Annotated in this window: 30 protein-coding genes; 28 read left to right on the forward strand and 2 right to left on the reverse strand. The window is 67.6% G+C overall.

Annotated features, from left to right (window positions below):
* Nucleotides 1-5: 5 nt before the first annotated feature.
* The 24 genes from rplP (at nucleotide 6) to truA (ending at nucleotide 13,534) form a co-directional block, all read left to right on the forward strand.
* Nucleotides 6-425: a 50S ribosomal protein L16 gene (rplP, locus tag ACZ4XD_RS28995; protein WP_004571829.1), complete on the forward strand. Its 420-nt coding sequence runs from the start codon at nucleotides 6-8 to the stop codon at nucleotides 423-425.
* Nucleotides 425-649 carry a 50S ribosomal protein L29 gene (gene rpmC / locus ACZ4XD_RS29000; protein ID WP_004950453.1) on the forward strand — a complete coding sequence of 75 codons (225 nt, stop codon included), beginning with the start codon at nucleotides 425-427 and terminating at the stop codon, nucleotides 647-649. Before rplP ends, rpmC begins: the two co-directional genes overlap by 1 nt.
* Nucleotides 649-930 (forward strand): 30S ribosomal protein S17, encoded by a 282-nt coding sequence (gene rpsQ / locus ACZ4XD_RS29005; protein WP_006604882.1) that lies wholly within the window; start codon nucleotides 649-651, stop codon nucleotides 928-930. The genes rpmC and rpsQ overlap by 1 nt, the downstream gene beginning before the upstream one ends.
* Nucleotides 931-1,036: 106 nt before the next feature.
* Nucleotides 1,037-1,405 (forward strand): 50S ribosomal protein L14, encoded by a 369-nt coding sequence (gene rplN / locus ACZ4XD_RS29010; RefSeq protein WP_003998823.1) that lies wholly within the window; start codon nucleotides 1,037-1,039, stop codon nucleotides 1,403-1,405.
* Between the two features lie 3 nt (nucleotides 1,406-1,408).
* Nucleotides 1,409-1,732, forward strand: a complete 324-nt coding sequence (gene rplX / locus ACZ4XD_RS29015; protein WP_030062892.1) for a 50S ribosomal protein L24 — start codon at nucleotides 1,409-1,411, stop codon at nucleotides 1,730-1,732.
* Entirely contained in the window at nucleotides 1,732-2,292 is a 561-nt protein-coding gene (gene rplE, locus ACZ4XD_RS29020) for a 50S ribosomal protein L5 (protein ID WP_018090895.1), read from the forward strand. The genes rplX and rplE overlap by 1 nt, the downstream gene beginning before the upstream one ends.
* Nucleotides 2,293-2,297: 5 nt before the next feature.
* Nucleotides 2,298-2,483 (forward strand): type Z 30S ribosomal protein S14, encoded by a 186-nt coding sequence (locus ACZ4XD_RS29025; RefSeq protein WP_003956452.1) that lies wholly within the window; start codon nucleotides 2,298-2,300, stop codon nucleotides 2,481-2,483.
* A gap of 240 nt (nucleotides 2,484-2,723) precedes the next feature.
* Complete coding sequence (rpsH, locus tag ACZ4XD_RS29030) at nucleotides 2,724-3,122, forward strand: 30S ribosomal protein S8 (RefSeq protein ID WP_006604885.1); 399 nt, start codon at nucleotides 2,724-2,726, stop codon at nucleotides 3,120-3,122.
* Nucleotides 3,123-3,144: 22 nt separating this feature from the next.
* Nucleotides 3,145-3,684 (forward strand): 50S ribosomal protein L6, encoded by a 540-nt coding sequence (gene rplF, locus ACZ4XD_RS29035; RefSeq protein ID WP_042155875.1) that lies wholly within the window; start codon nucleotides 3,145-3,147, stop codon nucleotides 3,682-3,684.
* 3 nt (nucleotides 3,685-3,687) lie between these two features.
* Nucleotides 3,688-4,071 (forward strand): 50S ribosomal protein L18, encoded by a 384-nt coding sequence (rplR, locus tag ACZ4XD_RS29040; RefSeq protein ID WP_042155876.1) that lies wholly within the window; start codon nucleotides 3,688-3,690, stop codon nucleotides 4,069-4,071.
* 46 nt (nucleotides 4,072-4,117) lie between these two features.
* Nucleotides 4,118-4,720, forward strand: coding sequence for a 30S ribosomal protein S5 (gene rpsE, locus ACZ4XD_RS29045; RefSeq protein WP_042155878.1), 603 nt, complete (start codon nucleotides 4,118-4,120; stop codon nucleotides 4,718-4,720).
* Nucleotides 4,720-4,902, forward strand: a complete 183-nt coding sequence (rpmD, locus tag ACZ4XD_RS29050) for a 50S ribosomal protein L30 (RefSeq protein ID WP_006604889.1) — start codon at nucleotides 4,720-4,722, stop codon at nucleotides 4,900-4,902. The genes rpsE and rpmD overlap by 1 nt, the downstream gene beginning before the upstream one ends.
* Before the next feature lies 1 nt (nucleotide 4,903).
* Nucleotides 4,904-5,359, forward strand: a complete 456-nt coding sequence (gene rplO, locus ACZ4XD_RS29055; RefSeq protein WP_042155880.1) for a 50S ribosomal protein L15 — start codon at nucleotides 4,904-4,906, stop codon at nucleotides 5,357-5,359.
* 225 nt (nucleotides 5,360-5,584) lie between these two features.
* A complete protein-coding gene (gene secY / locus ACZ4XD_RS29060) occupies nucleotides 5,585-6,898 on the forward strand; it encodes a preprotein translocase subunit SecY (protein WP_468046853.1) in 1,314 nt (437 codons plus the stop codon).
* Complete coding sequence (locus ACZ4XD_RS29065; RefSeq protein ID WP_423665569.1) at nucleotides 6,898-7,554, forward strand: adenylate kinase; 657 nt, start codon at nucleotides 6,898-6,900, stop codon at nucleotides 7,552-7,554. Before secY ends, ACZ4XD_RS29065 begins: the two co-directional genes overlap by 1 nt.
* Before the next feature lie 124 nt (nucleotides 7,555-7,678).
* A complete protein-coding gene (gene map / locus ACZ4XD_RS29070) occupies nucleotides 7,679-8,515 on the forward strand; it encodes a type I methionyl aminopeptidase (protein ID WP_468046855.1) in 837 nt (278 codons plus the stop codon).
* A gap of 171 nt (nucleotides 8,516-8,686) precedes the next feature.
* Nucleotides 8,687-8,908, forward strand: coding sequence for a translation initiation factor IF-1 (gene infA, locus ACZ4XD_RS29075; protein ID WP_003956442.1), 222 nt, complete (start codon nucleotides 8,687-8,689; stop codon nucleotides 8,906-8,908).
* Between the two features lie 60 nt (nucleotides 8,909-8,968).
* A complete protein-coding gene (gene rpmJ, locus ACZ4XD_RS29080; RefSeq protein WP_003956441.1) occupies nucleotides 8,969-9,082 on the forward strand; it encodes a 50S ribosomal protein L36 in 114 nt (37 codons plus the stop codon).
* Between the two features lie 198 nt (nucleotides 9,083-9,280).
* Entirely contained in the window at nucleotides 9,281-9,661 is a 381-nt protein-coding gene (gene rpsM / locus ACZ4XD_RS29085) for a 30S ribosomal protein S13 (protein ID WP_018090888.1), read from the forward strand.
* Nucleotides 9,662-9,725: 64 nt separating this feature from the next.
* Nucleotides 9,726-10,130: a 30S ribosomal protein S11 gene (rpsK, locus tag ACZ4XD_RS29090; RefSeq protein ID WP_004571845.1), complete on the forward strand. Its 405-nt coding sequence runs from the start codon at nucleotides 9,726-9,728 to the stop codon at nucleotides 10,128-10,130.
* Between the two features lie 29 nt (nucleotides 10,131-10,159).
* Nucleotides 10,160-10,786, forward strand: a complete 627-nt coding sequence (gene rpsD, locus ACZ4XD_RS29095; RefSeq protein ID WP_042155896.1) for a 30S ribosomal protein S4 — start codon at nucleotides 10,160-10,162, stop codon at nucleotides 10,784-10,786.
* A gap of 109 nt (nucleotides 10,787-10,895) precedes the next feature.
* Nucleotides 10,896-11,918: a DNA-directed RNA polymerase subunit alpha gene (locus ACZ4XD_RS29100; protein WP_003956430.1), complete on the forward strand. Its 1,023-nt coding sequence runs from the start codon at nucleotides 10,896-10,898 to the stop codon at nucleotides 11,916-11,918.
* Between the two features lie 196 nt (nucleotides 11,919-12,114).
* Nucleotides 12,115-12,582 (forward strand): 50S ribosomal protein L17, encoded by a 468-nt coding sequence (gene rplQ, locus ACZ4XD_RS29105; RefSeq protein ID WP_018090886.1) that lies wholly within the window; start codon nucleotides 12,115-12,117, stop codon nucleotides 12,580-12,582.
* A gap of 97 nt (nucleotides 12,583-12,679) precedes the next feature.
* On the forward strand, nucleotides 12,680-13,534 hold the full coding sequence (gene truA / locus ACZ4XD_RS29110) for a tRNA pseudouridine(38-40) synthase TruA (protein WP_468046860.1): 855 nt from the start codon (nucleotides 12,680-12,682) through the stop codon (nucleotides 13,532-13,534).
* Nucleotides 13,535-13,583: 49 nt separating this feature from the next.
* On the opposite strand, the gene ACZ4XD_RS29115 is transcribed toward truA, so the two are convergent.
* Complete coding sequence (locus tag ACZ4XD_RS29115; RefSeq protein WP_468046862.1) at nucleotides 13,584-14,450, reverse strand: hypothetical protein; 867 nt, start codon at nucleotides 14,448-14,450, stop codon at nucleotides 13,584-13,586.
* 56 nt (nucleotides 14,451-14,506) lie between these two features.
* Between ACZ4XD_RS29115 and ACZ4XD_RS29120 the strand changes: the two genes are divergently transcribed.
* The 4 genes from ACZ4XD_RS29120 to glmM all read left to right on the forward strand — a co-directional run bounded on the left by ACZ4XD_RS29120 (nucleotide 14,507) and on the right by glmM (nucleotide 18,889).
* Nucleotides 14,507-16,141, forward strand: a complete 1,635-nt coding sequence (locus ACZ4XD_RS29120; RefSeq protein ID WP_468046863.1) for an ABC-F family ATP-binding cassette domain-containing protein — start codon at nucleotides 14,507-14,509, stop codon at nucleotides 16,139-16,141.
* 249 nt (nucleotides 16,142-16,390) lie between these two features.
* Entirely contained in the window at nucleotides 16,391-16,834 is a 444-nt protein-coding gene (gene rplM, locus ACZ4XD_RS29125; protein WP_042155907.1) for a 50S ribosomal protein L13, read from the forward strand.
* Between the two features lie 42 nt (nucleotides 16,835-16,876).
* Nucleotides 16,877-17,389, forward strand: a complete 513-nt coding sequence (gene rpsI, locus ACZ4XD_RS29130) for a 30S ribosomal protein S9 (RefSeq protein WP_042155909.1) — start codon at nucleotides 16,877-16,879, stop codon at nucleotides 17,387-17,389.
* 141 nt (nucleotides 17,390-17,530) lie between these two features.
* On the forward strand, nucleotides 17,531-18,889 hold the full coding sequence (gene glmM / locus ACZ4XD_RS29135) for a phosphoglucosamine mutase (RefSeq protein WP_468046865.1): 1,359 nt from the start codon (nucleotides 17,531-17,533) through the stop codon (nucleotides 18,887-18,889).
* A 165-nt stretch (nucleotides 18,890-19,054) separates the two neighbouring features.
* Here the strand turns inward: glmM and ACZ4XD_RS29140 are convergent, their stop codons facing one another.
* On the reverse strand, nucleotides 19,055-19,993 hold the full coding sequence (locus ACZ4XD_RS29140) for a DUF389 domain-containing protein (protein ID WP_468046866.1): 939 nt from the start codon (nucleotides 19,991-19,993) through the stop codon (nucleotides 19,055-19,057).
* Nucleotides 19,994-20,001: the final 8 nt, after the last annotated feature.

The raw sequence follows: 20,001 nt of genomic DNA on the forward strand, positions 1-20,001 counted from the left end.
CCGACATGCTGATCCCTCGCAGGGTCAAGCACCGCAAGCAGCACCACCCGAAGCGCAACGGTATGGCCAAGGGTGGCACCGAGCTGGCCTTCGGTGAGTACGGCATCCAGGCCGTGACCCCGGCCTACGTGACGAACCGGCAGATCGAGTCCGCTCGTATTGCCATGACCCGTCACATCAAGCGTGGCGGCAAGGTGTGGATCAACATCTACCCCGACCGTCCGCTGACGAAGAAGCCGGCCGAAACCCGCATGGGTTCCGGTAAGGGTTCTCCGGAGTGGTGGGTCGCGAACGTCAAGCCCGGTCGGGTGATGTTCGAGCTGTCCTTCCCGAACGAAAAGGTTGCCAAGGAGGCGCTGACCCGCGCCGCCCACAAGCTTCCGATGAAGTGCCGCATCGTGCGGCGCGAGGCAGGTGAGTCGTGATGGCGGCCGGTACCAAGGCGACCGAGCTGCGCGAGCTGAACAACGAGGACCTCGTTGCCAAGCTGCGTGAGGCCAAGGAGGAGCTGTTCAACCTCCGCTTCCAGGCGGCGACCGGACAGCTCGAGAACCACGGCCGGCTGAAGGCCGTCCGCAAGGACATCGCCCGGATCTACACCCTGATGCGTGAGCGCGAGCTGGGCATCGAGACGGTGGAGAGCGCCTGATGAGCGAGAAGAATGTGACTGAGACGAACGAGCGCGGTTTCCGCAAGACCCGTGAGGGTCTCGTCGTCAGCGACAAGATGGACAAGACCGTCGTCGTCGCTGTCGAGGACCGCGTCAAGCACGCGCTGTACGGCAAGGTCATCCGCCGTACCAACAAGCTCAAGGCGCACGACGAGCAGAACGCTGCCGGCGTCGGCGACCGCGTCCTCCTGATGGAGACCCGGCCGCTGTCCGCCACCAAGCGCTGGCGCATCGTCGAGATCCTCGAGAAGGCCAAGTAATCCCTCCTAGGGGGACCCCCTAGGAACAGTTCCGCCAGGCTCGGCAGGGGCCCACTCGTCAGAGGAAAGCCCCTGCCGGGAACCGGCAGACACACAGGAGATAGACGTGATCCAGCAGGAGTCGCGACTGCGGGTCGCCGACAACACTGGTGCGAAGGAGATCCTTTGCATCCGTGTTCTCGGTGGTTCCGGTCGCCGCTACGCGGGCATCGGTGACGTCATCGTCGCCACCGTGAAGGATGCGATCCCCGGTGGCAACGTGAAGAAGGGTGACGTCGTCAAGGCGGTCATCGTTCGCACCGTCAAGGAGCGCCGCCGTCCGGACGGCTCGTACATCCGCTTCGACGAGAACGCGGCCGTCATCCTCAAGAACGATGGCGACCCCCGCGGCACCCGCATCTTCGGCCCCGTGGGCCGGGAGCTGCGCGAGAAGAAGTTCATGAAGATCATCTCGCTCGCGCCGGAGGTGCTGTAACCGATGAAGATCAAGAAGGGCGACCTGGTCCAGGTCATCACCGGTAAGGACAAGGGCAAGCAGGGCAAGGTCATCCAGGCCTTCCCCCGCGAGGACCGCGTCCTGGTCGAGGGTGTCAACCGGGTCAAGAAGCACACCAAGGCCGGACAGACCGCTCGTGGGTCGAAGACCGGCGGCATCGTGACGACCGAGGCCCCCATCCACGTCAGCAACGTTCAGCTGGTCGTGGAGAAGGACGGCAACAAGGTCGTCACCCGCGTCGGATACCGCTTCGACGACGAGGGCAACAAGATCCGCGTTGCCAAGCGGACCGGTGAGGACATCTGATGACTGCCACCACCAACGCGCCGCGTCTGAAGACGCGCTACCGCGAAGAGATCGCCGGGAAGCTGAAGGACGAGTTCTCCTACGAGAACGTCATGCAGATCCCCGGTCTGACCAAGATCGTGGTCAACATGGGTGTGGGCGACGCCGCCCGCGACTCCAAGCTGATCGAGGGTGCCATCAAGGACCTCACCACGATCACCGGCCAGAAGCCGGCCGTCACCAAGGCCCGTAAGTCCATCGCGCAGTTCAAGCTGCGTGAGGGCCAGCCGATCGGTGCCCACGTCACCCTCCGCGGTGACCGCATGTGGGAGTTCCTGGACCGCCTGCTGTCGCTCGCGCTCCCGCGCATCCGCGACTTCCGTGGTCTGTCCCCGAAGCAGTTCGACGGTCGGGGCAACTACACCTTCGGTCTCACCGAGCAGGTCATGTTCCACGAGATCGACCAGGACAAGATCGACCGTACCCGGGGTATGGACATCACCGTGGTCACCACGGCGACCAACGACGATGAGGGCCGCGCTCTCCTTCGTCACCTCGGCTTCCCGTTCAAGGAGGCGTGAGCGAGATGGCGAAGAAGGCTCTGATTGCCAAGGCTGCTCGCAAGCCGAAGTTCGGTGTGCGCGCGTACACCCGCTGCCAGCGCTGCGGCCGTCCGCACTCCGTTTACCGCAAGTTCGGCCTGTGCCGCGTGTGCCTTCGTGAGATGGCTCACCGTGGCGAGCTGCCGGGCGTGACCAAGAGCTCCTGGTAATCCCTTAGTTGGGATGACCGGGGCTCTCGGTAAGCAATCGGCCGGCGGGCGCACCCACCCCCTTTTTCCCGTAGGGTAGAAGGGTTTGGGCGCCCCGCCGCCCGAGACCGACCGCGGGCCGAGCCCGCATAACGTCGCTTACTACGCCGTAGGTCCCCGCGCCGCACCCGTCCCGACTCTGATCGGGGAGAGGGATGGCGCACATAGGAAACCCCGGCGAGAGAGGCCGAAGGCCAATTCATGACCATGACTGATCCCATCGCAGACATGCTGACCCGTCTGCGGAACGCGAACTCGGCGTACCACGACACCGTCGTGATGCCGCACAGCAAGATCAAGTCGCACATCGCGGAGATCCTCCAGCAGGAGGGTTACATCACCGGCTGGCGCGTCGAGGACGCCGAGGTTGGCAAGAACCTCGTCCTCGAGCTGAAGTTCGGCCCGAACCGCGAGCGCTCGATCGCCGGCATCAAGCGGATCTCGAAGCCGGGCCTCCGGGTCTACGCAAAGTCCACCAACCTGCCGAAGGTCCTCGGCGGCCTGGGCGTGGCGATCATCTCCACGTCCCACGGTCTCCTGACCGGTCAGCAGGCCAGCAAGAAGGGCGTGGGTGGGGAAGTCCTCGCCTACGTCTGGTAACCAGGGAACGGAGGAATAGCTAATGTCGCGCATTGGCAAGCTGCCCATCCAGGTTCCCGCTGGTGTGGACGTCACCATCGAGGGCCGGACGGTCGCGGTGAAGGGCCCCAAGGGTTCCCTCTCGCACACCGTCGCGGCACCCATCGAGGTCGCCAAGGGTGAGGACGGCGTGATCAACGTTGTCCGCCCGAACGACGAGCGTCAGAACAAGGCCCTGCACGGCCTGTCCCGCACGCTGGTGGCGAACATGATCACCGGCGTGACCCAGGGCTACAGCAAGGCTCTCGAGATCAGCGGTGTCGGCTACCGCGTCCAGGCCAAGGGCTCCAACCTGGAGTTCTCCCTGGGCTACAGCCACCCGATCCTGGTCGAGGCCCCCGAGGGGATCTCCTTCAAGGTCGAGTCGCCCACCAAGCTCAGCGTCGAGGGCATCGACAAGCAGAAGGTCGGCGAGGTGGCGGCGAACATCCGCAAGCTGCGCAAGCCTGACCCGTACAAGGCCAAGGGCGTCAAGTACGCCGGCGAGGTCATCCGCCGCAAGGTCGGAAAGGCTGGTAAGTAAGCCATGGCATACGGTGTGAAGATCGCTAAGGGTGACGCCTACAAGCGCGCCGCCGCTAAGCGTCGCCACATCCGCATCCGTAAGCGGATTTCGGGTACGCCGGAGCGTCCGCGTCTGGTGGTGACGCGGACCAACCGTGGCATCACCGCGCAGGTCATCGACGACATCGCGGGCCACACGCTGGCCTCCGCGTCGACCCTGGACGCGTCGATTCGCGGTGGCGAGGGCGACAAGAGCGCTCAGGCCAAGAAGGTCGGCTCCCTGGTCGCCGAGCGTGCCAAGGCCGCCGGTGTCGAGGCCGTCGTGTTCGACCGTGGTGGCAAGCAGTACGCCGGGCGGATTGCCGCTCTGGCCGACGCCGCCCGCGAAGCCGGGCTGAAGTTCTAAGCCCCGGTTCCGGAGCTAGCGGACGTAACAGAGAGAGGTAAATCCAATGGCTGGACCCCAGCGCCGCGGGAGCGGTGCCGGTGGCGGCGAGCGGCGGGACCGGAAGGGTCGCGACGGTGGCGCTGCCGCCGAGAAGACCGCATACGTTGAGCGCGTTGTCGCGATCAACCGTGTCGCCAAGGTTGTCAAGGGTGGCCGTCGCTTCAGCTTCACCGCGCTGGTCGTGGTGGGCGACGGTGACGGCACCGTAGGTGTCGGTTACGGCAAGGCCAAGGAAGTTCCGGCTGCCATCGCCAAGGGCGTGGAAGAGGCCAAGAAGAACTTCTTCAAGGTCCCCCGTATCCAGGGCACCATCCCTCACCCCATCCAGGGCGAGAAGGCTGCGGGCGTCGTCCTGCTCAAGCCGGCTTCCCCCGGTACCGGTGTGATCGCGGGTGGCCCCGTGCGTGCCGTTCTGGAGTGCGCGGGCATCCACGACGTGCTGAGCAAGTCGCTCGGTTCGTCGAACCCGATCAACATCGTGCACGCCACGGTGGAGGCCCTCCAGGGACTGCAGCGTCCCGAGGAGATCGCCGCCCGTCGTGGTCTGCCGCTGGAGGACGTTGCTCCCGCCGCTCTGCTGCGGGCGCGTGCCGGGGTGACCGCGTAATGGCGCACCTCAAGATCACGCAGACGAAGTCCTACATCGGTAGCAAGCAGAACCACCGCGACACCCTCCGTTCGCTGGGCCTCAAGCGGCTCAACGACGTGGTTGTCAAGGAGGACCGCCCCGAGTTCCGCGGCATGGTGCACACCGTCCGCCACCTCGTGACGGTTGAGGAGGTCGACTGACATGGCGGAGACCAACCCGCTGAAGGTCCACAACCTCCGGCCCGCCCCGGGCGCCAAGACCGCCAAGACCCGTGTCGGTCGTGGTGAGGCGTCCAAGGGTAAGACCGCTGGTCGTGGTACCAAGGGCACGAAGGCCCGTTACCAGGTTCCGGAGCGCTTCGAGGGTGGGCAGATGCCCCTCCACATGCGCCTCCCGAAGCTGAAGGGCTTCAAGAACCCCGCCCACAAGCAGTTCCAGGTCGTGAACCTGGCGAAGCTGGCCGAGCTCTACCCGCAGGGTGGCGAGGTCACGGTGGCCGATCTGGTCGCCAAGGGCGCGGTGCGCAAGAACGAGCTCGTCAAGGTCCTGGGCCAGGGCGAGATCTCCGTGGCGCTGCAGGTTTCGGTTGACGCCGTTTCCGGCTCCGCCAAGGAGAAGATCGCCGCTGCCGGCGGCACCGTCACCGAGCTCATCTGAGTTCGTTGGTTCAACTGACCGGGGATGCCCATCGATTGGGGCATCCCCGGTTGGTCGTTCCAAGGGGGTACGGTCGCCGGTAAGGTGGCGTGCAGTGTTGTTTTGTCCGGGACCAGTCCCCGGACGTTCGCCGCACAGGCCGTGCCTGTGCGGTTTTGGCCGCTAACTATTCGTCGATCCTCAAGACCGTCACCTCTCGCACAGGCGGGAGGCGCAGGAGGCACCGTGCTCACCGCGTTCGCCCGAGCGTTCAAGACGCCCGACCTGCGCAAAAAGCTGCTGTTCACATTGGGCATCATCGTGCTCTACCGGATCGGCGCGCATGTCCCGGTCCCCGGGGTGAATTACGCGAACGTCGAGACCTGCATGAAGCAGGCCGGCGGTAACAGCGGGTTGTTCGCCCTGGTGAACATGTTCAGCGGTGGTGCGCTGCTGCAGATCACGATCTTCGCGCTGGGGATCATGCCGTACATCACGGCGAGCATCATCCTCCAGCTGCTGACCGTCGTGATCCCCCGGCTGGAGGCCCTCAAGAAAGAGGGACAGTCCGGCCAGGCGAAGATCACCCAGTACACGCGCTATCTGACCGTGGCGCTCGCGATCCTCCAGGGCACCGGCCTGGTCGCCACCGCCCGCAGCGGTGCGCTCTTCCAGAACTGCTCGGTCGCCAGCGAGATCGTCCCCAGCGACTCGATCTTCACCACCATCACGATGGTCATCACGATGACCGCCGGCACCGGCCTGATCATGTGGCTCGGCGAGCTGGTCACCGACCGCGGCATCGGCAACGGCATGTCGATCCTGATGTTCATCTCGATCGCCGCCGGCTTCCCGGGCGCGCTGTGGCAGATCAAGCTCACCGGCAAGCTGGCCGACGGCTGGATCGAGTTCTTCTCGGTGATCGCGGTGGGCCTGGCGATGGTGGCCCTGGTGGTCTTCGTCGAGCAGGCGCAGCGGCGGATCCCGGTGCAGTACGCGAAGCGGATGATCGGGCGCCGGTCCTACGGCGGTACGTCCACTTACATCCCGCTCAAGGTGAACCAGGCAGGTGTGATTCCTGTCATCTTCGCGTCATCGCTGCTCTACATTCCAGCCCTCATCGCACAGTTCAGCGGGTCGAAGGCGGCATGGGCGACGTGGATCGCCACCAACTTCACCAAGGGAAATCACCCCGTTTACATCGTTACGTACTTCCTGCTGATCGTGTTCTTCGCCTTCTTCTACGTGGCCATCAGCTTCAACCCCGAAGAAGTTGCCGACAACATGAAGAAGTATGGTGGCTTCATCCCGGGTATCCGGGCTGGTCGCCCGACGGCCGAGTACCTCAGCTACGTGCTCAACCGGATCACGTGGCCGGGCTCGCTGTACCTGGGGCTGATCGCGCTCGTACCAACAGTGGCGTTGGTGCTTTTCAACGCGAACCAGAACTTCCCGTTCGGCGGGACAAGCATCCTGATCATCGTGGGTGTGGGTCTGGAGACCGTGAAGCAGATCGAGAGCCAGCTTCAGCAGCGCAACTACGAAGGGTTCCTCCGCTGATGCGAATCGTCCTCGTCGGACCCCCGGGGGCCGGCAAGGGTACGCAGGCTGCGTACCTTGCCAAGAACCTCGCGATCCCGCACATCTCCACGGGGGACCTGTTCCGCGCCAACATCAGCCAGGGGACGCCCCTCGGCCGCGAGGCGAAGTCATACATGGACGCCGGCAATCTGGTGCCCGACTCGGTCACCATCGCGATGGCCGAGGACCGTATGGAGCAGCCCGACGCAGCCAACGGCTTCCTGCTGGACGGCTTCCCCCGCAACCTGGGCCAGGCCAAGGCGCTGGACGAGTACCTCAAGGACAAGAACCTCACGCTGGACGCCGTCCTGGACCTGGAGGTCCCCGAGGACGAGGTCGTCAAGCGGATCGCCGGCCGGCGCATCTGCCGCAACGACAGCAGCCACGTCTTCCACGCCGAGTACAACAAGCCGGAGACCGAGGGCGTCTGTGACGTCTGCGGCGGCGAGCTGTACCAGCGGGACGACGACCGCGAGGAGACCGTCCGCAAGCGCCTGGAGGTCTACCACACGGAGACCGAGCCGATCATCGACTACTACAAGGCGCAGGACCTGGTGGTCACGCTCCTGGCGATGGGCAAGGTCGACGAGGTCACCAAGCGCGCGATGGCGGCCCTGCCGTCCCGGGACGCGTAGCAGCAAGAACGGCGTGCCTACGGCCGCGGTGCCCGCGACGGGTACCGCGGCCGTATCGTGTACGGGGCGGTCGTGACGGCCGCCGGAGAAGCGTTGTAGTCGGTTCAGGAAGGCGCCAGCCGTCATGGTGGAGATCAAGACCCCCGAGCAGATCGCGAAGATGCGCGAGGCGGGGCTGGTGGTCGCCGCCATTCACGCGGCGACCCGGAAGGTGGCGGTGCCCGGCGCCACGACCAAGGACCTGGACGACGCGGCACGCAAGGTGATCGCCGAGCACGGTGCGAAGTCGAACTTCCTCGGATACGGCGGCTTCCCCGCGACGATCTGCACCTCGGTCAACGATGTCGTGGTCCACGGCATCCCCGACACCGAGACGGTGCTGCAGAACGGCGACCTGATCTCGATCGACTGCGGCGCGATCATCGACGGCTGGCACGGCGACGCGGCGTACACCGCCTTCGTCGGCTCCGGTCACGCCCCGGAGCTGGTCGAGCTGAGCCGGGTCACCGAGGAGTCGATGTGGGCCGGCATCGCGGCGGTCGCCAAGGGCAACCGCCTGGTCGACATCTCCAAGGCGATCGAGGGCTACATCCGCCGCCAGCCCCGGCCGGCCGGCGGTAAGTACGGCATCGTCGAGGACTACGGCGGCCACGGCATCGGCTCGCAGATGCACATGGACCCGCATCTGCTGAACTACGTCGACCGCAAGCGCGGCCGCGGCCCGAAGCTGGTGCCCGGCTTCTGCATCGCGATCGAGCCGATGGTGAACCTCGGCACGGCCAAGACCCATGTGCTCGACGACGACTGGACGGTCAAGTCGAACGACGGCAGCTGGTCCTCGCACTGGGAGCACTCGGTCGCGCTGACCGAGGAGGGCCCGCTGGTGCTGACCGCGCCGGACGGCGGCAAGGCCAAGCTCGCCGAGCTGGGGATCACGGCCGCGCCCGACCCCCTGGCATGAGCCGGGCGACCCGGGCGTAAGGATCACGCCTGATGGGCAATAATCCAGGATTCGTCTTTTCCTGGGCCCTGGCGTAGACTGACGCGTCGGCTCTCGTGCATCCGTATGCCCTCTTGGTTGAGGGCGTGGTGCGGGATAGTCGATCAAGGTAGCCGATTCGAAGGGCGAAGCGTGGCCAAGAAGCAAGGTGCCATCGAGATCGAGGGCACCGTGATCGAGTCCCTCCCGAACGCCATGTTCAAGGTGGAGCTCCAGAACGGTCACAAGGTCCTCGCGCACATCAGCGGCAAGATGCGGATGCACTACATCCGTATCCTCCCGGATGACCGGGTCGTCGTGGAGCTTTCTCCCTACGACCTGACGCGTGGCCGGATCGTCTACCGCTACAAGTAGATCTTGTCGGCGCCCCGCTCCCGTGGGGTGACGGCACTGACCCGGAGAACCTCACATCCCATGAAGGTCAAGCCGAGCGTCAAGAAGATCTGCGACAAGTGCAAGGTGATCCGCCGCCACGGCCGGGTCATGGTCATCTGCGACAACCTGCGCCACAAGCAGCGCCAGGGCTGACGCACGCCGACCACCTGCATTTCGCAGTTTTCGCGCGACGCAAGCACATACGTACATACGCAGTCACCCGACCCCCGCATCACTCGCGTGGGGACGACACCCCCGGCTCGGAGGCCGGGGACCCGGCTCGTAATTCTTCAGAGTCTTACGGGAACGGTGCTGCGGAAGACCTCCGAATAGCCATCAGGAGCCACATCAATGGCACGCCTCGCAGGCGTTGATCTCCCGCGCGAAAAGCGTGTGGAGGTCGCCCTCACCTACGTCTTCGGTATCGGGCGGACGCTGTCGCAGCAGACTCTCGCCGCCACCGGCGTGAACCCGAACACCCGGGTTCGCGACCTGGCCGAGGAAGACCTCGTCAAGATCCGCGAGTACGTGGACAACAACCTCAAGACCGAGGGTGACCTCCGTCGCGAGATCCAGGCCGACATCCGCCGCAAGGTCGAGATCGGCTGCTACCAGGGTCTGCGTCACCGCCGCGGTCTGCCGGTGCACGGTCAGCGCACCAGCACGAACGCCCGTACCCGCAAGGGCCCGCGTCGCGCGATCGCCGGCAAGAAGAAGCCGGGCAAGAAGTAGTCCTCAGCAGGACGCTCACCAGCGGTCTTCGCTGTAGGACCGACCACCTCCACGGGAGTAATGAATGCCTCCGAAGGGCCGTACGGCCGGCGCCAAGAAGGTGCGCCGCAAGGAGAAGAAGAACGTTGCCCACGGGCACGCTCACATCAAGAGCACGTTCAACAACACGATCGTCTCGATCACGGACCCCACGGGCAACGTGATCTCTTGGGCCTCGGCCGGCCACGTCGGCTTCAAGGGCTCGCGCAAGTCCACCCCCTTCGCCGCGCAGATGGCCGCCGAGTCGGCCGCCCGCCGCGCGCAGGAGCACGGCATGCGCAAGGTCGACGTCTTCGTCAAGGGTCCTGGCTCCGGCCGTGAGACCGCGATCCGCTCCCTCCAGGCCACCGGCCTCGAGGTGGGTTCGATCCAGGACGTCACCCCCACTCCGCACAACGGATGCCGCCCGCCCAAGCGCCGGCGCGTCTGACGCACTGAGGTAACGGAGACAACTGGAAAATGGCGCGATACACCGGGGCCGACTGCAAGCGTTGCCGTCGGGAGAAGCAGAAGCTCTTCCTCAAGGGGAGCAAGTGCGAGAGCGCGAAGTGCCCGATCGAGATCCGTCCTTACCCCCCGGGTGAGCACGGTCGCGGGCGCACCAAGGACAGCGAGTACCTGCTCCAGCTTCGTGAGAAGCAGAAGTGCAGCCGTATCTACGGTGTCCTGGAGAAGCAGTTCGTGAACTACTACAAGGAAGCGAACCAGAAGACCGGCAAGACCGGTGAGAACCTTCTGCGCATCCTTGAGACCCGCCTCGACAACGTGGTCTACCGGGCCGGCTTTGCCAAGTCCCGCGACCACGCCCGTCAGCTGGTGCGTCACGGACACATCACGGTGAACGGCCGCAAGACCGACATCCCGTCGGCGCGGGTGGCCGTGAACGACATCGTCGAGGTCCGCGAGGGCTCTCGGAACCTGACCCCCTTCGAGGTGGCCAAGGCCGAGGCCGGCGAGAAGACGGTTCCGGCCTGGCTGGAAGCGATTCCGTCGAACCTGCGGATTCTCGTGCACAGCATGCCCGAGCGCCAGGTGATCGACACCCAGGTGCAGGAGCAGCTGATCGTTGAGCTCTACTCCAAGTAAGAGCTGACCGGTGGGGGCGGTACGGAGCCGATGGCGCCGTGCCGCCCGTACCCTTGTCAGTACAGCGGACGTCAAATAGCGGGCGTCCACGACTGAAGGATCGAAGAACATGCTGATTGCTCAGCGTCCCTCGTTGACCGAAGAGGTCGTCGACGAATACCGCTCCCGGTTCGTGATCGAGCCGCTGGAGCCGGGCTTCGGTTACACCCTCGGCAACTCCCTGCGCCGTACCCTCCTGTCCTCGATCCCGGGTGCGGCGGTCACGTCCATCCGCATCGACGGTGTCCTGCACGAGTTCACCACCGTGCCGGGCGTCAAGGAGGACGTCACCGACCTCATCCTCAACATCAAGCAGCTGGTCGTCTCCTCGGAGCACGACGAGCCGGTCGTGATGTACCTGCGCAAGCAGGGTCCCGGCCTGGTCACCGCTGCTGACATCGCGCCCCCGGCCGGTGTCGAGGTGCACAACCCGGACCTGGTCCTCGCCACCCTCAACGGCAAGGGCAAGCTGGAGATGGAGCTGACCGTCGAGCGCGGTCGCGGCTATGTCTCCGCCGTCCAGAACAAGCAGGTGGGCCAGGAGATCGGCCGTATCCCGGTCGACTCCATCTACTCGCCGGTGCTCAAGGTCACCTACAAGGTCGAGGCGACCCGTGTCGAGCAGCGCACCGACTTCGACAAGCTGATCGTCGACGTCGAGACCAAGCAGGCCATGCGCCCGCGTGACGCCATGGCGTCCGCCGGTAAGACCCTGGTCGAGCTGTTCGGTCTGGCGCGCGAGCTCAACATCGACGCCGAGGGCATCGACATGGGCCCGTCCCCGACGGACGCCGCCCTGGCCGCCGACCTGGCGCTGCCGATCGAGGAGCTGGAGCTCACGGTCCGCTCGTACAACTGCCTCAAGCGTGAGGGCATCCACTCCGTGGGTGAGCTCGTGGCGCGCTCCGAGGCCGACCTGCTCGACATCCGCAACTTCGGTGCGAAGTCGATCGACGAGGTCAAGGCGAAGCTGGCCGGCATGGGCCTGGCCCTCAAGGACAGCCCGCCCGGATTCGACCCGACCGCCGCGGCGGACGCCTTTGGCGCCGATGACGACGCGGACGCCGGTTTCGTCGAGACCGAGCAGTACTAAGAGCTCGGGCCGGACGGCCTGATTTCGGCTGCGGGCCGGCGGTGGCCGGTCGCGCAGTTCCCCGCGCCCCTTACGGGGTGCGGGGGTCCCGCCCCTCTCCTCGCGGGAGGGGCTGGTTGTTGCCGGTGAGCAACCGCTCGCCGGGTCCTGACCTCGGTACCTGATACGGCCGGGGCAGATACCAAGGAGAAAGAACATGCCGAAGCCCGCCAAGGGTGCCCGTCTGGGCGGCAGCGCTGCGCACGAGCGCCTCATGCTGCGCAACCTGGCCACCGCGCTCTTCGAGCACGGCCGCATCACGACGACCGAGGCCAAGGCCCGTCGTCTGCGTCCGTACGCGGAGCGCCTGGTGACCAAGGCGAAGAAGGGCGACCTTCACAACCGCCGTCAGGTCATGCAGCTGATCTCGGACAAGAGCGTCGTGCACACGCTCTTCACGGAGATCGCCCCGCGGTTCGAGAACCGCCCGGGTGGCTACACCCGTATCACCAAGATCGGTAACCGTCGTGGCGACAACGCTCCCATGGCCGTCATCGAGCTGGTGGAGGCGCTGACCGTGGCCCAGCAGGCCACCGGTGAGGCCGAGGCCGCGACCAAGCGTGCGGCCAAGGACGCGGAGGCGGCCACGGCTGCCGAGGCGACCGAGGAGTCGAAGGACGCCTGAGTCCCGGCTTGAGCGTCAGCGGGTCCGCCCTTCGGGGCGGGCCCGCTTTCGTATGCGGGGGCGGGTGTCCCACGGGAGGCTTGAGAGGATTGCGGGTGTGAGTGACGAAGTGAAGCCGGGCGCGGTCCGGGTGCGGATGGACCTTTCCTACGACGGAAAGGACTTCTCCGGATGGGCGAAGCAGGCCGGCGGGCGGCGGACCGTCCAGGGGGAGATCGAGGACGCGCTGCGGACGGTGACCCGGTCCGCGGAGACGTATGAGCTCACCGTGGCGGGGCGGACGGATGCCGGGGTGCATGCGCGGGGGCAGGTGGCGCATGTGGATCTTCCCGCGGAGCTGTGGGCCGAGCATCAGGACAAGCTGCTGCGGCGGCTGGCCGGGCGGCTGCCGAAGGATGTGCGGGTGTGGCGGCTCGCCGAGGCGCCGTACGGCTTCAACGCCCGGTTCTCGGCGATCTGGCGGCGCTATGCGTACCGGGTGACCGATCACCACGGCGGGGTGGATCCGCTGCTGCGCGGCCATGTGCTGTGGCACGACTGGGCGCTGGACGTCGAGGCGATGAACGAGGCCTCCCGGCCGCTGCTGGGTGAGCACGACTTCGCGGCGTACTGCAAGCGGCGGGAGGGCGCGACGACGATCCGTACGCTCCAGGAGCTGAGCTGGGTGCGCGGGGCCGACGGGATCATCACGGCGACCGTGCGGGCGGATGCCTTCTGCCACAACATGGTGCGGTCGCTGGTGGGGGCGATGCTGTTCGTCGGGGACGGGCACCGGCCCGTGGAGTGGCCGGGCAAGGTGCTGGCCGCCGGGGTGCGGGACTCCGCCGTGCATGTCGTACGGCCCCATGGGCTGACGCTGGAGGAGGTCGGCTATCCGGCCGACGAGCTGCTGATGGCGCGCAACCAGGAGGCGCGGAACAAGCGGACGCTGCCGGCGGGCGGCTGCTGCTGAGCGGCGGTCCGGTGGTGGCGCCGCCGGAGGGGCGGCGCCACCGGAGGCGTCAGGACTGGCCGGCCTTCTCCCGGGCCTCCTTCAGCTGCTGCTCGGCGGCCTTCGCGGCCTGGTCCTTGCCGCGCTGGGTGATCTGGCTGAACGCGTAGGCACCGCCGTCCCGGGCGATCTGCCGGGCCTTGGTCTCGGTGTTGGTGACGTCCTTGCCGTTGAGGTAGCCGGCGATCGTGAAGTAGGCGTAGCGGCCGGTGGCATTGGTCGCCATCCGGCACTTCGTGCCCTGGCAGAAGTCCGCCGGGACACCGCCGCCGGGCAGCGGCATGAGGTTGGCCCTGTTCTCGTTCATGACCTTGGTGGCCTGCGCCGGGGAGTCGAAGACCGCGATGCCGACGGTGACCGCGACACCGCCCTTGGAATACGTGGCCCGCAGCAGCTGCCGGCAGCCGTTGTGGGTGAGTGAGGAGACCAGCGGGCCCTGGGCGGCGGCGGTGCAGTCCTTGGTGGTGGCGGTCTTGGTGCGGGGGTAGGCGTGCTCGCCGACGACCATGCTCTTCTGCGGGAAGAGGGTGGCGGGCGTCAGCGGCGCCTTGTCCTTCTTGGGGTCGGAGATGTAGTCCCGCGGGTTGGGCGGGGGCGGGACGGAGACGTCCGGGAAGGACGGCTGGTCGTCCGGCACCGCGGCGTCGTCGGACGCGCTGGGCGACGCCGTCGGACTGCCGCCCTTCGCACCGCCGGTCATGACGGCGGCGGTGACGATGCCGGCCACCGCGAGGGCCGCCAGCACGCCGCCGCCGATCCACATCCAGCGTTTGCGGCGGGCCTGTGCCTCACTCTCCTCGGCGAGTGCGCCCCAGTCCGGCGTCGACGACGAAGAACCCCCGGGGCCGTCGAACGGCCCGCCTTGCCCAAAGCTCATGCCGCGCATCCTAATCCGGTTGGTAGAAGGCTTGGAGGGCGGTCACAATCCCGTTCATGGGACATCTTGAGGCCGGACATCTGGAGTACTACCTGCCGGACGGGAGGGTCCTGCTGGGGGATGTGTCCTTCCGGGTGGGGGAGGGGGCGTCGGTCGCGCTGGTGGGGGCCAACGGGGCCGGCAAGACGACGCTGCTGCGGCTGATCGCGGGGGAGCTCCAGCCGCACGGCGGGGCGGTGACGGTCAGCGGCGGGCTGGGGGTGATGCCGCAGTTCGTGGGCTCCGTACGGGACGAGCGCACCGTGCGTGACCTGCTGGTTTCCGTGGCGCAGCCGCGGATCAGGGAGGCGGCCGCCGCGGTGGACGCCGCCGAGCTGGCGATCATGACCGCCGAGGACGACGACGAGGCCGCGCAGATGGCCTATGCCCAGGCGCTCAGCGACTGGGCGGAGGCCCGCGGCTACGAGGCCGAGACCGTCTGGGACATCTGCACGACGGCGGCGCTGGGGATGCCCTACGAGAAGGCGCAGTGGCGCAAGGTGCGCACGCTGTCCGGCGGTGAGCAGAAGCGGCTGGTGCTGGAGTCGCTGCTGCGCGGCACGGACGAGGTGCTGCTGCTGGACGAGCCGGACAACTATCTGGACGTGCCGGGCAAGCGGTGGCTGGAGGAGCAGCTGCGGGAGACCCGTAAGACGGTGCTGTTCGTCTCGCACGACCGGGAGCTGCTGGCCCGCGCCGCGGAGAAGATCGTCAGCGTGGAGCCGGGCCCGGCGGGCTCCGACGTATGGGTGCACGGCGGCGGCTTCGGCACGTATCACGAGGCCCGCAAGGAGCGCTTCGCCCGCTTCGAGGAGCTGCGGCGGCGCTGGGACGAGAAGCATGTGCAGCTGAAGCAGCTGGTGAACACGCTCAAGAACAAGGCGGCGTTCAACGACGGTCTCGCCTCCCGCTACCAGGCCGCCCAGACCCGGCTGCGGAAGTTCGAGGAGGCCGGGCCGCCGCCGGAGCCGCCGCGCGAGCAGGAGATCACCATGCGGCTGCGCGGCGGGCGCACCGGCGTGCGCGCGATCACCTGCGAGGGGCTGGAGCTCACCGGCCTCATGAAGCCCTTCTTGCTGGAGATCTTCTACGGCGAGCGGGTCGCGGTCCTCGGCTCCAACGGTTCCGGCAAGTCGCACTTCCTGCGGCTGCTGGCCGGGGACGAGCAGAATCCCGTCCCGCACACCGGCGCCTGGAAGCTGGGCGCCCGGGTCGTCCCCGGCCACTTCGCGCAGACGCATGCCCACCCCGAGCTGCTGGGCCGCACCCTGCTCGACGTCCTGTGGACCGAGCACGCCAAGGACAAGGGCCAGGCGATGTCCGCGCTGCGCCGCTATGAGCTGGAGAAACAGGCCGAGCAGCGCTTCGACCGGCTCTCCGGCGGCCAGCAGGCGCGCTTCCAGATCCTGCTGCTGGAGCTGGCCGGGACGACCGCCCTGCTGCTCGACGAGCCGACCGACAACCTGGACCTGGAGTCGGCGGAGGCGCTTCAGGAGGGGCTGGAGGCGTACGACGGCACGGTGGTCGCGGTCACCCACGACCGGTGGTTCGCGAAGTCCTTCGACCGGTTCCTGGTGTTCGGCTCGGACGGCCTGGTGCGGGAGACGGCGGAGCCGGTGTGGGACGAGCGGCGGGTGGAGCGGAAGCGGTAGGCCGGGGCCGTCCCGGACCGCACGCCGGTTCGGGAGGCGTTTTGACCCCGCTGGGGACGGCCCGGTATTCTGCTGGTTCGTTATGCGTATTGGCTTGCTCTATCTCACGTGAGGGGCCCTTACGCCGGTCCCTGGGCCGATAACCAGCGGCGGACGATCGGGTTGCGTCACCCGTAGTGCCGCCCTGCTGCGGGATCGGTCACGGCGACCAGTACAGGACCCATTCACTTAAGAAGCGAAGGCTAAGACGTGCGTACGTTCAGCCCCAAGCCCGGCGATGTCCAGCGCCAGTGGCACATCATTGACGCGCAGGACGTTGTCCTGGGCCGTCTGGCCAGCCAGGCCGCGTCCCTCCTGCGGGGTAAGCACAAGCCGGTCTACGCGCCGCACGTTGACATGGGTGACTTCGTCATCATCGTCAACGCCGACAAGGTGCACCTGTCCGGCAACAAGCGGACCCAGAAGATGGCCTACCGCCACTCGGGCTTCCCGGGCGGTCTGCGCTCGGTCCGCTACGACGAGCTGCTCGACAAGAACCCCGAGAAGGCCGTCGAGAAGGCCATCAAGGGCATGCTCCCCAAGAACACCCTCGGCCGTCAGATGCTCTCGAAGCTGAAGGTCTACGCAGGTGCCGAGCACCCGCACGCTGCGCAGCAGCCGGTCCCGTTCGAGATCACCCAGGTCGCGCAGTAAGTCCGGCCACCCCCTAAGACGACAGAGAATCTGAGGAGCATCGTGGCCGAGACCACTCCCGAGACCGTCATCGAGAACGACGACGCCGTCGAGGAATACACCACCGAGACCGAGGTCGTGGAGTCGGAGTACACCTCCGAGTCCCTCGCGTCCCGCTTCGGCGACCCGCAGCCGGCGGCCGGCCTGGGCCGTCGCAAGAACGCCATCGCCCGCGTCCGGATCGTTCCGGGCACCGGCCAGTGGAAGATCAACGGTCGCACCCTTGAGGGCTACTTCCCCAACAAGGTGCACCAGCAGGAAGTCAACGAGCCCTTCAAGGTGCTTGAGCTGGACAACCGCTACGACGTCGTCGCCCGCATCTCCGGTGGCGGCATCTCCGGCCAGGCCGGTGCGCTGCGCCTGGGCGTGGCCCGTGCGCTGAACGAGGCGGACGTCGACAACAACCGCCCGGCGCTGAAGAAGGCCGGATTCCTCAAGCGTGACGACCGTGCGGTCGAGCGCAAGAAGGCCGGTCTGAAGAAGGCCCGTAAGGCGCCGCAGTACAGCAAGCGCTAATCGCGCCTGCTGCACCGTGCAGCATCTTGGCGAACGCCCCGGTGGCACCTCCGTGCTGCCGGGGCGTTCGGCTATCCGGGACCAGGGGCGTATACCTGGACTTAATGCTCTGGTCCAAGCTCATCTACTCGGAGGACACCAGTGGGACGACTCTTCGGCACGGACGGTGTGCGCGGCGTCGCCAATGCGGATCTGACGGCGGAGCTGGCGCTCGGTCTGTCGGTCGCTGCGGCGCATGTGCTCGCGGAAGCCGGCACCTTCGAGGGGCACCGGCCGGTGGCGGTGGTCGGCCGCGATCCACGCGCGTCCGGTGAGTTCCTGGAGGCCGCGGTCGTCGCGGGCCTGGCCAGCGCCGGCGTGGACGTGCTGCGGGTGGGGGTGCTCCCGACCCCGGCGGTCGCGTATCTGACCGGCTCGCTCGGCGCGGACCTCGGCGTGATGCTCTCCGCCAGCCACAACCCGATGCCCGACAACGGCATCAAGTTCTTCGCCCGCGGCGGCCACAAGCTCGCCGACGAGCTGGAGGACCGCATCGAGCGGACCTACCGCGCGCACAGCTCCGGTGAGCCCTGGGAGCGGCCGACCGGGGCCGGCGTGGGCCGGGTCACCGTCTATGACGAGGGCTTCGACAACTATGTCGCGCACCTCGTCGGCGTGCTGCCCAACCGCCTGGACGGGCTGAAGATCGTCATCGATGGCGCCCACGGCGCGGCGGCGCGGGTCTCGCCCGAGGCGTTCGCCCGGGCCGGCGCCGACGTCATCACGATCGGCACCGACCCCGACGGCCTGAACATCAACGACGGCTGCGGCTCCACGCACCTGGAGCTGCTGCGCGCCGCCGTGGTCGAGCACGGCGCGGACCTGGGTGTCGCCCACGACGGCGACGCGGACCGCTGCCTGGCGGTGGACCGCGAGGGCAACGAGATCGACGGCGACCAGATCCTGGCCGTCCTGGCGCTCGGGATGCGCGAGGCGGGCACGCTGCGCAAGAACATCGTGGTCGCCACCGTGATGTCGAACCTCGGCTTCAAGCTGGCCATGGAGGGCGCGGGCATCGACCTCGTCCAGACCGCGGTCGGCGACCGCTACGTCCTGGAGGAGATGAAGGCGCACGGCCTCGCGCTGGGCGGCGAGCAGTCCGGGCACGTCATCGTGCTGGACCACGCCACCACCGGTGACGGCACGCTGACCGGTCTGATGCTGGCCGCGCGGGTCGCCGCGACCGGCAAGCCGCTGGCCGAGCTGGCGGGCGTCATGGAGCGGCTGCCGCAGATCCTGATCAACGTCCCCGACGTCGACAAGTCCCGGGTGGCCACCTCGCCCGAGGTGACCGCGGCGGTCACCGAGGCGGAGCGCGAGCTGGGCGCCACCGGGCGGGTGCTGCTGCGGCCGTCCGGTACGGAGCCGCTGGTGCGGGTGATGGTGGAGGCGGCGGACATCGAGCAGGCCCGCGCGGTCGCCGAGCGGCTGGCGGACGCGGTCAAGTCGGCGCTGGGATGAGTGCCGTAGGCGGTGGCCGCGGCCGCCGTTGAGGCAACGGACCGCGGCTCGGGTGCCGCGGACGCACCGGGCTCGCCCCGGGGTGGCAGGTTTGCCGCTCCGGGGCGAGGCCGTTTCCGGTCCGGGGCGTGGCCGTCCGCTCCGGGGGAGCCCGTTTCCGGTCCGCTAGCGGCCGATGGGGAGGGTGCCGTGCCGGGCCCACAGCAGCTTCTGTGTGGCCAGGGTGAGGGTGCCGGCGATCACGATGCCCGCCATGTTCAGCCCGAGCTGGCCGACGGAGCCCCAGGTCTGCGCGTAGTCGCCGTAGGTGAAGGCGACAGCGGCGTTGGCAGCGGCGGGCACGGTCGTCACGGAGATGGCCACGCCCACCAGGGCGCCGGACTTCGCCGAGGTCAGCGAGAGGGTGCCGGCGATACCGGCGAGGAAGGCCACCACGAACGACATCCAGTCCGGCTGCCAGATGAACGACGTATTGGGCCGCGGGCCCTCGACCCGGTGTTCGGTGAACAGCCCCACCGCATCCATGAAGTAGCTGAAGCCACAGGTCAGCACCATGGCCACAACGAAGCCGACGACCAGCGCCACCAGCGAGCGCCAGGCCGGCCGCAGGGCCCGCCGGACCAGGGCGGTGGAGATGCCCGCCAGCGGGCCGAACTCGGGGCCGACCGCCATCGCGCCGACGATCAGGATGGCGTTGTCGAGGACCACACCGCAGGCCGCGATCATCGTCGCGAGGGTCAGGAACGCGAGGTAGGTGGCCGTCAGCGTCGACTCCTCGTGGGTGGCGTCGGTCAGCGACTCCCACAGCACGGCGTCCGCGCCCTCGCCGGGGGCCTCGTCCTCCGCCCGGTCGGCCCGCCGGGACAGCGACAGATCGATGTGCTCCAGCGCGATGGAACCACTCCGGTCGAGGCCCATCTCCCGCAGCCGGACCAGCAGTCCGTCACCGGCCTCCCGGGCGACATCGCACAGCACCACATCGCCCCGCGGCTCACGGGCCGCCCCGCTCAGCACGACGAGATGGGTGGTCCCGACGGTCTGCTCCAGCAGCTGGAGCACCTCGTCCGTACGGTCCTCCGGGACGATCAGGCGCAGATGCAGCACGGCGTTCG

The organism is Streptomyces sp. NPDC029466 (assembly GCF_055574515.1).

What these genes read in the sequence shown, in the direction of transcription:
- rplP (WP_004571829.1), top strand. Translation starts at nt 6, where the DNA reads ATGCTGATCCCTCGCAGGGTCAAGCACCGCAAGCAGCACCACCCGAAG.
- rpsK (WP_004571845.1), top strand. Translation starts at nt 9,726, where the DNA reads ATGCCTCCGAAGGGCCGTACGGCCGGCGCCAAGAAGGTGCGCCGCAAG.
- rplO (WP_042155880.1), top strand. Translation starts at nt 4,904, where the DNA reads ATGGCGGAGACCAACCCGCTGAAGGTCCACAACCTCCGGCCCGCCCCG.
- rplE (WP_018090895.1), top strand. Translation starts at nt 1,732, where the DNA reads ATGACTGCCACCACCAACGCGCCGCGTCTGAAGACGCGCTACCGCGAA.
- rpsH (WP_006604885.1), top strand. Translation starts at nt 2,724, where the DNA reads ATGACCATGACTGATCCCATCGCAGACATGCTGACCCGTCTGCGGAAC.
- rpmJ (WP_003956441.1), top strand. Translation starts at nt 8,969, where the DNA reads ATGAAGGTCAAGCCGAGCGTCAAGAAGATCTGCGACAAGTGCAAGGTG.
- rpmD (WP_006604889.1), top strand. Translation starts at nt 4,720, where the DNA reads ATGGCGCACCTCAAGATCACGCAGACGAAGTCCTACATCGGTAGCAAG.
- rpsQ (WP_006604882.1), top strand. Translation starts at nt 649, where the DNA reads ATGAGCGAGAAGAATGTGACTGAGACGAACGAGCGCGGTTTCCGCAAG.
- ACZ4XD_RS29100 (WP_003956430.1), top strand. Translation starts at nt 10,896, where the DNA reads ATGCTGATTGCTCAGCGTCCCTCGTTGACCGAAGAGGTCGTCGACGAA.
- ACZ4XD_RS29115 (WP_468046862.1), bottom strand. Translation starts at nt 14,450, where the DNA reads ATGAGCTTTGGGCAAGGCGGGCCGTTCGACGGCCCCGGGGGTTCTTCG.
- ACZ4XD_RS29065 (WP_423665569.1), top strand. Translation starts at nt 6,898, where the DNA reads ATGCGAATCGTCCTCGTCGGACCCCCGGGGGCCGGCAAGGGTACGCAG.
- rplQ (WP_018090886.1), top strand. Translation starts at nt 12,115, where the DNA reads ATGCCGAAGCCCGCCAAGGGTGCCCGTCTGGGCGGCAGCGCTGCGCAC.
- rplX (WP_030062892.1), top strand. Translation starts at nt 1,409, where the DNA reads ATGAAGATCAAGAAGGGCGACCTGGTCCAGGTCATCACCGGTAAGGAC.
- rpsM (WP_018090888.1), top strand. Translation starts at nt 9,281, where the DNA reads ATGGCACGCCTCGCAGGCGTTGATCTCCCGCGCGAAAAGCGTGTGGAG.
- ACZ4XD_RS29120 (WP_468046863.1), top strand. Translation starts at nt 14,507, where the DNA reads ATGGGACATCTTGAGGCCGGACATCTGGAGTACTACCTGCCGGACGGG.
- rpsD (WP_042155896.1), top strand. Translation starts at nt 10,160, where the DNA reads ATGGCGCGATACACCGGGGCCGACTGCAAGCGTTGCCGTCGGGAGAAG.
- ACZ4XD_RS29025 (WP_003956452.1), top strand. Translation starts at nt 2,298, where the DNA reads ATGGCGAAGAAGGCTCTGATTGCCAAGGCTGCTCGCAAGCCGAAGTTC.
- rplR (WP_042155876.1), top strand. Translation starts at nt 3,688, where the DNA reads ATGGCATACGGTGTGAAGATCGCTAAGGGTGACGCCTACAAGCGCGCC.
- map (WP_468046855.1), top strand. Translation starts at nt 7,679, where the DNA reads ATGGTGGAGATCAAGACCCCCGAGCAGATCGCGAAGATGCGCGAGGCG.
- rplF (WP_042155875.1), top strand. Translation starts at nt 3,145, where the DNA reads ATGTCGCGCATTGGCAAGCTGCCCATCCAGGTTCCCGCTGGTGTGGAC.
- rpmC (WP_004950453.1), top strand. Translation starts at nt 425, where the DNA reads ATGGCGGCCGGTACCAAGGCGACCGAGCTGCGCGAGCTGAACAACGAG.
- rpsE (WP_042155878.1), top strand. Translation starts at nt 4,118, where the DNA reads ATGGCTGGACCCCAGCGCCGCGGGAGCGGTGCCGGTGGCGGCGAGCGG.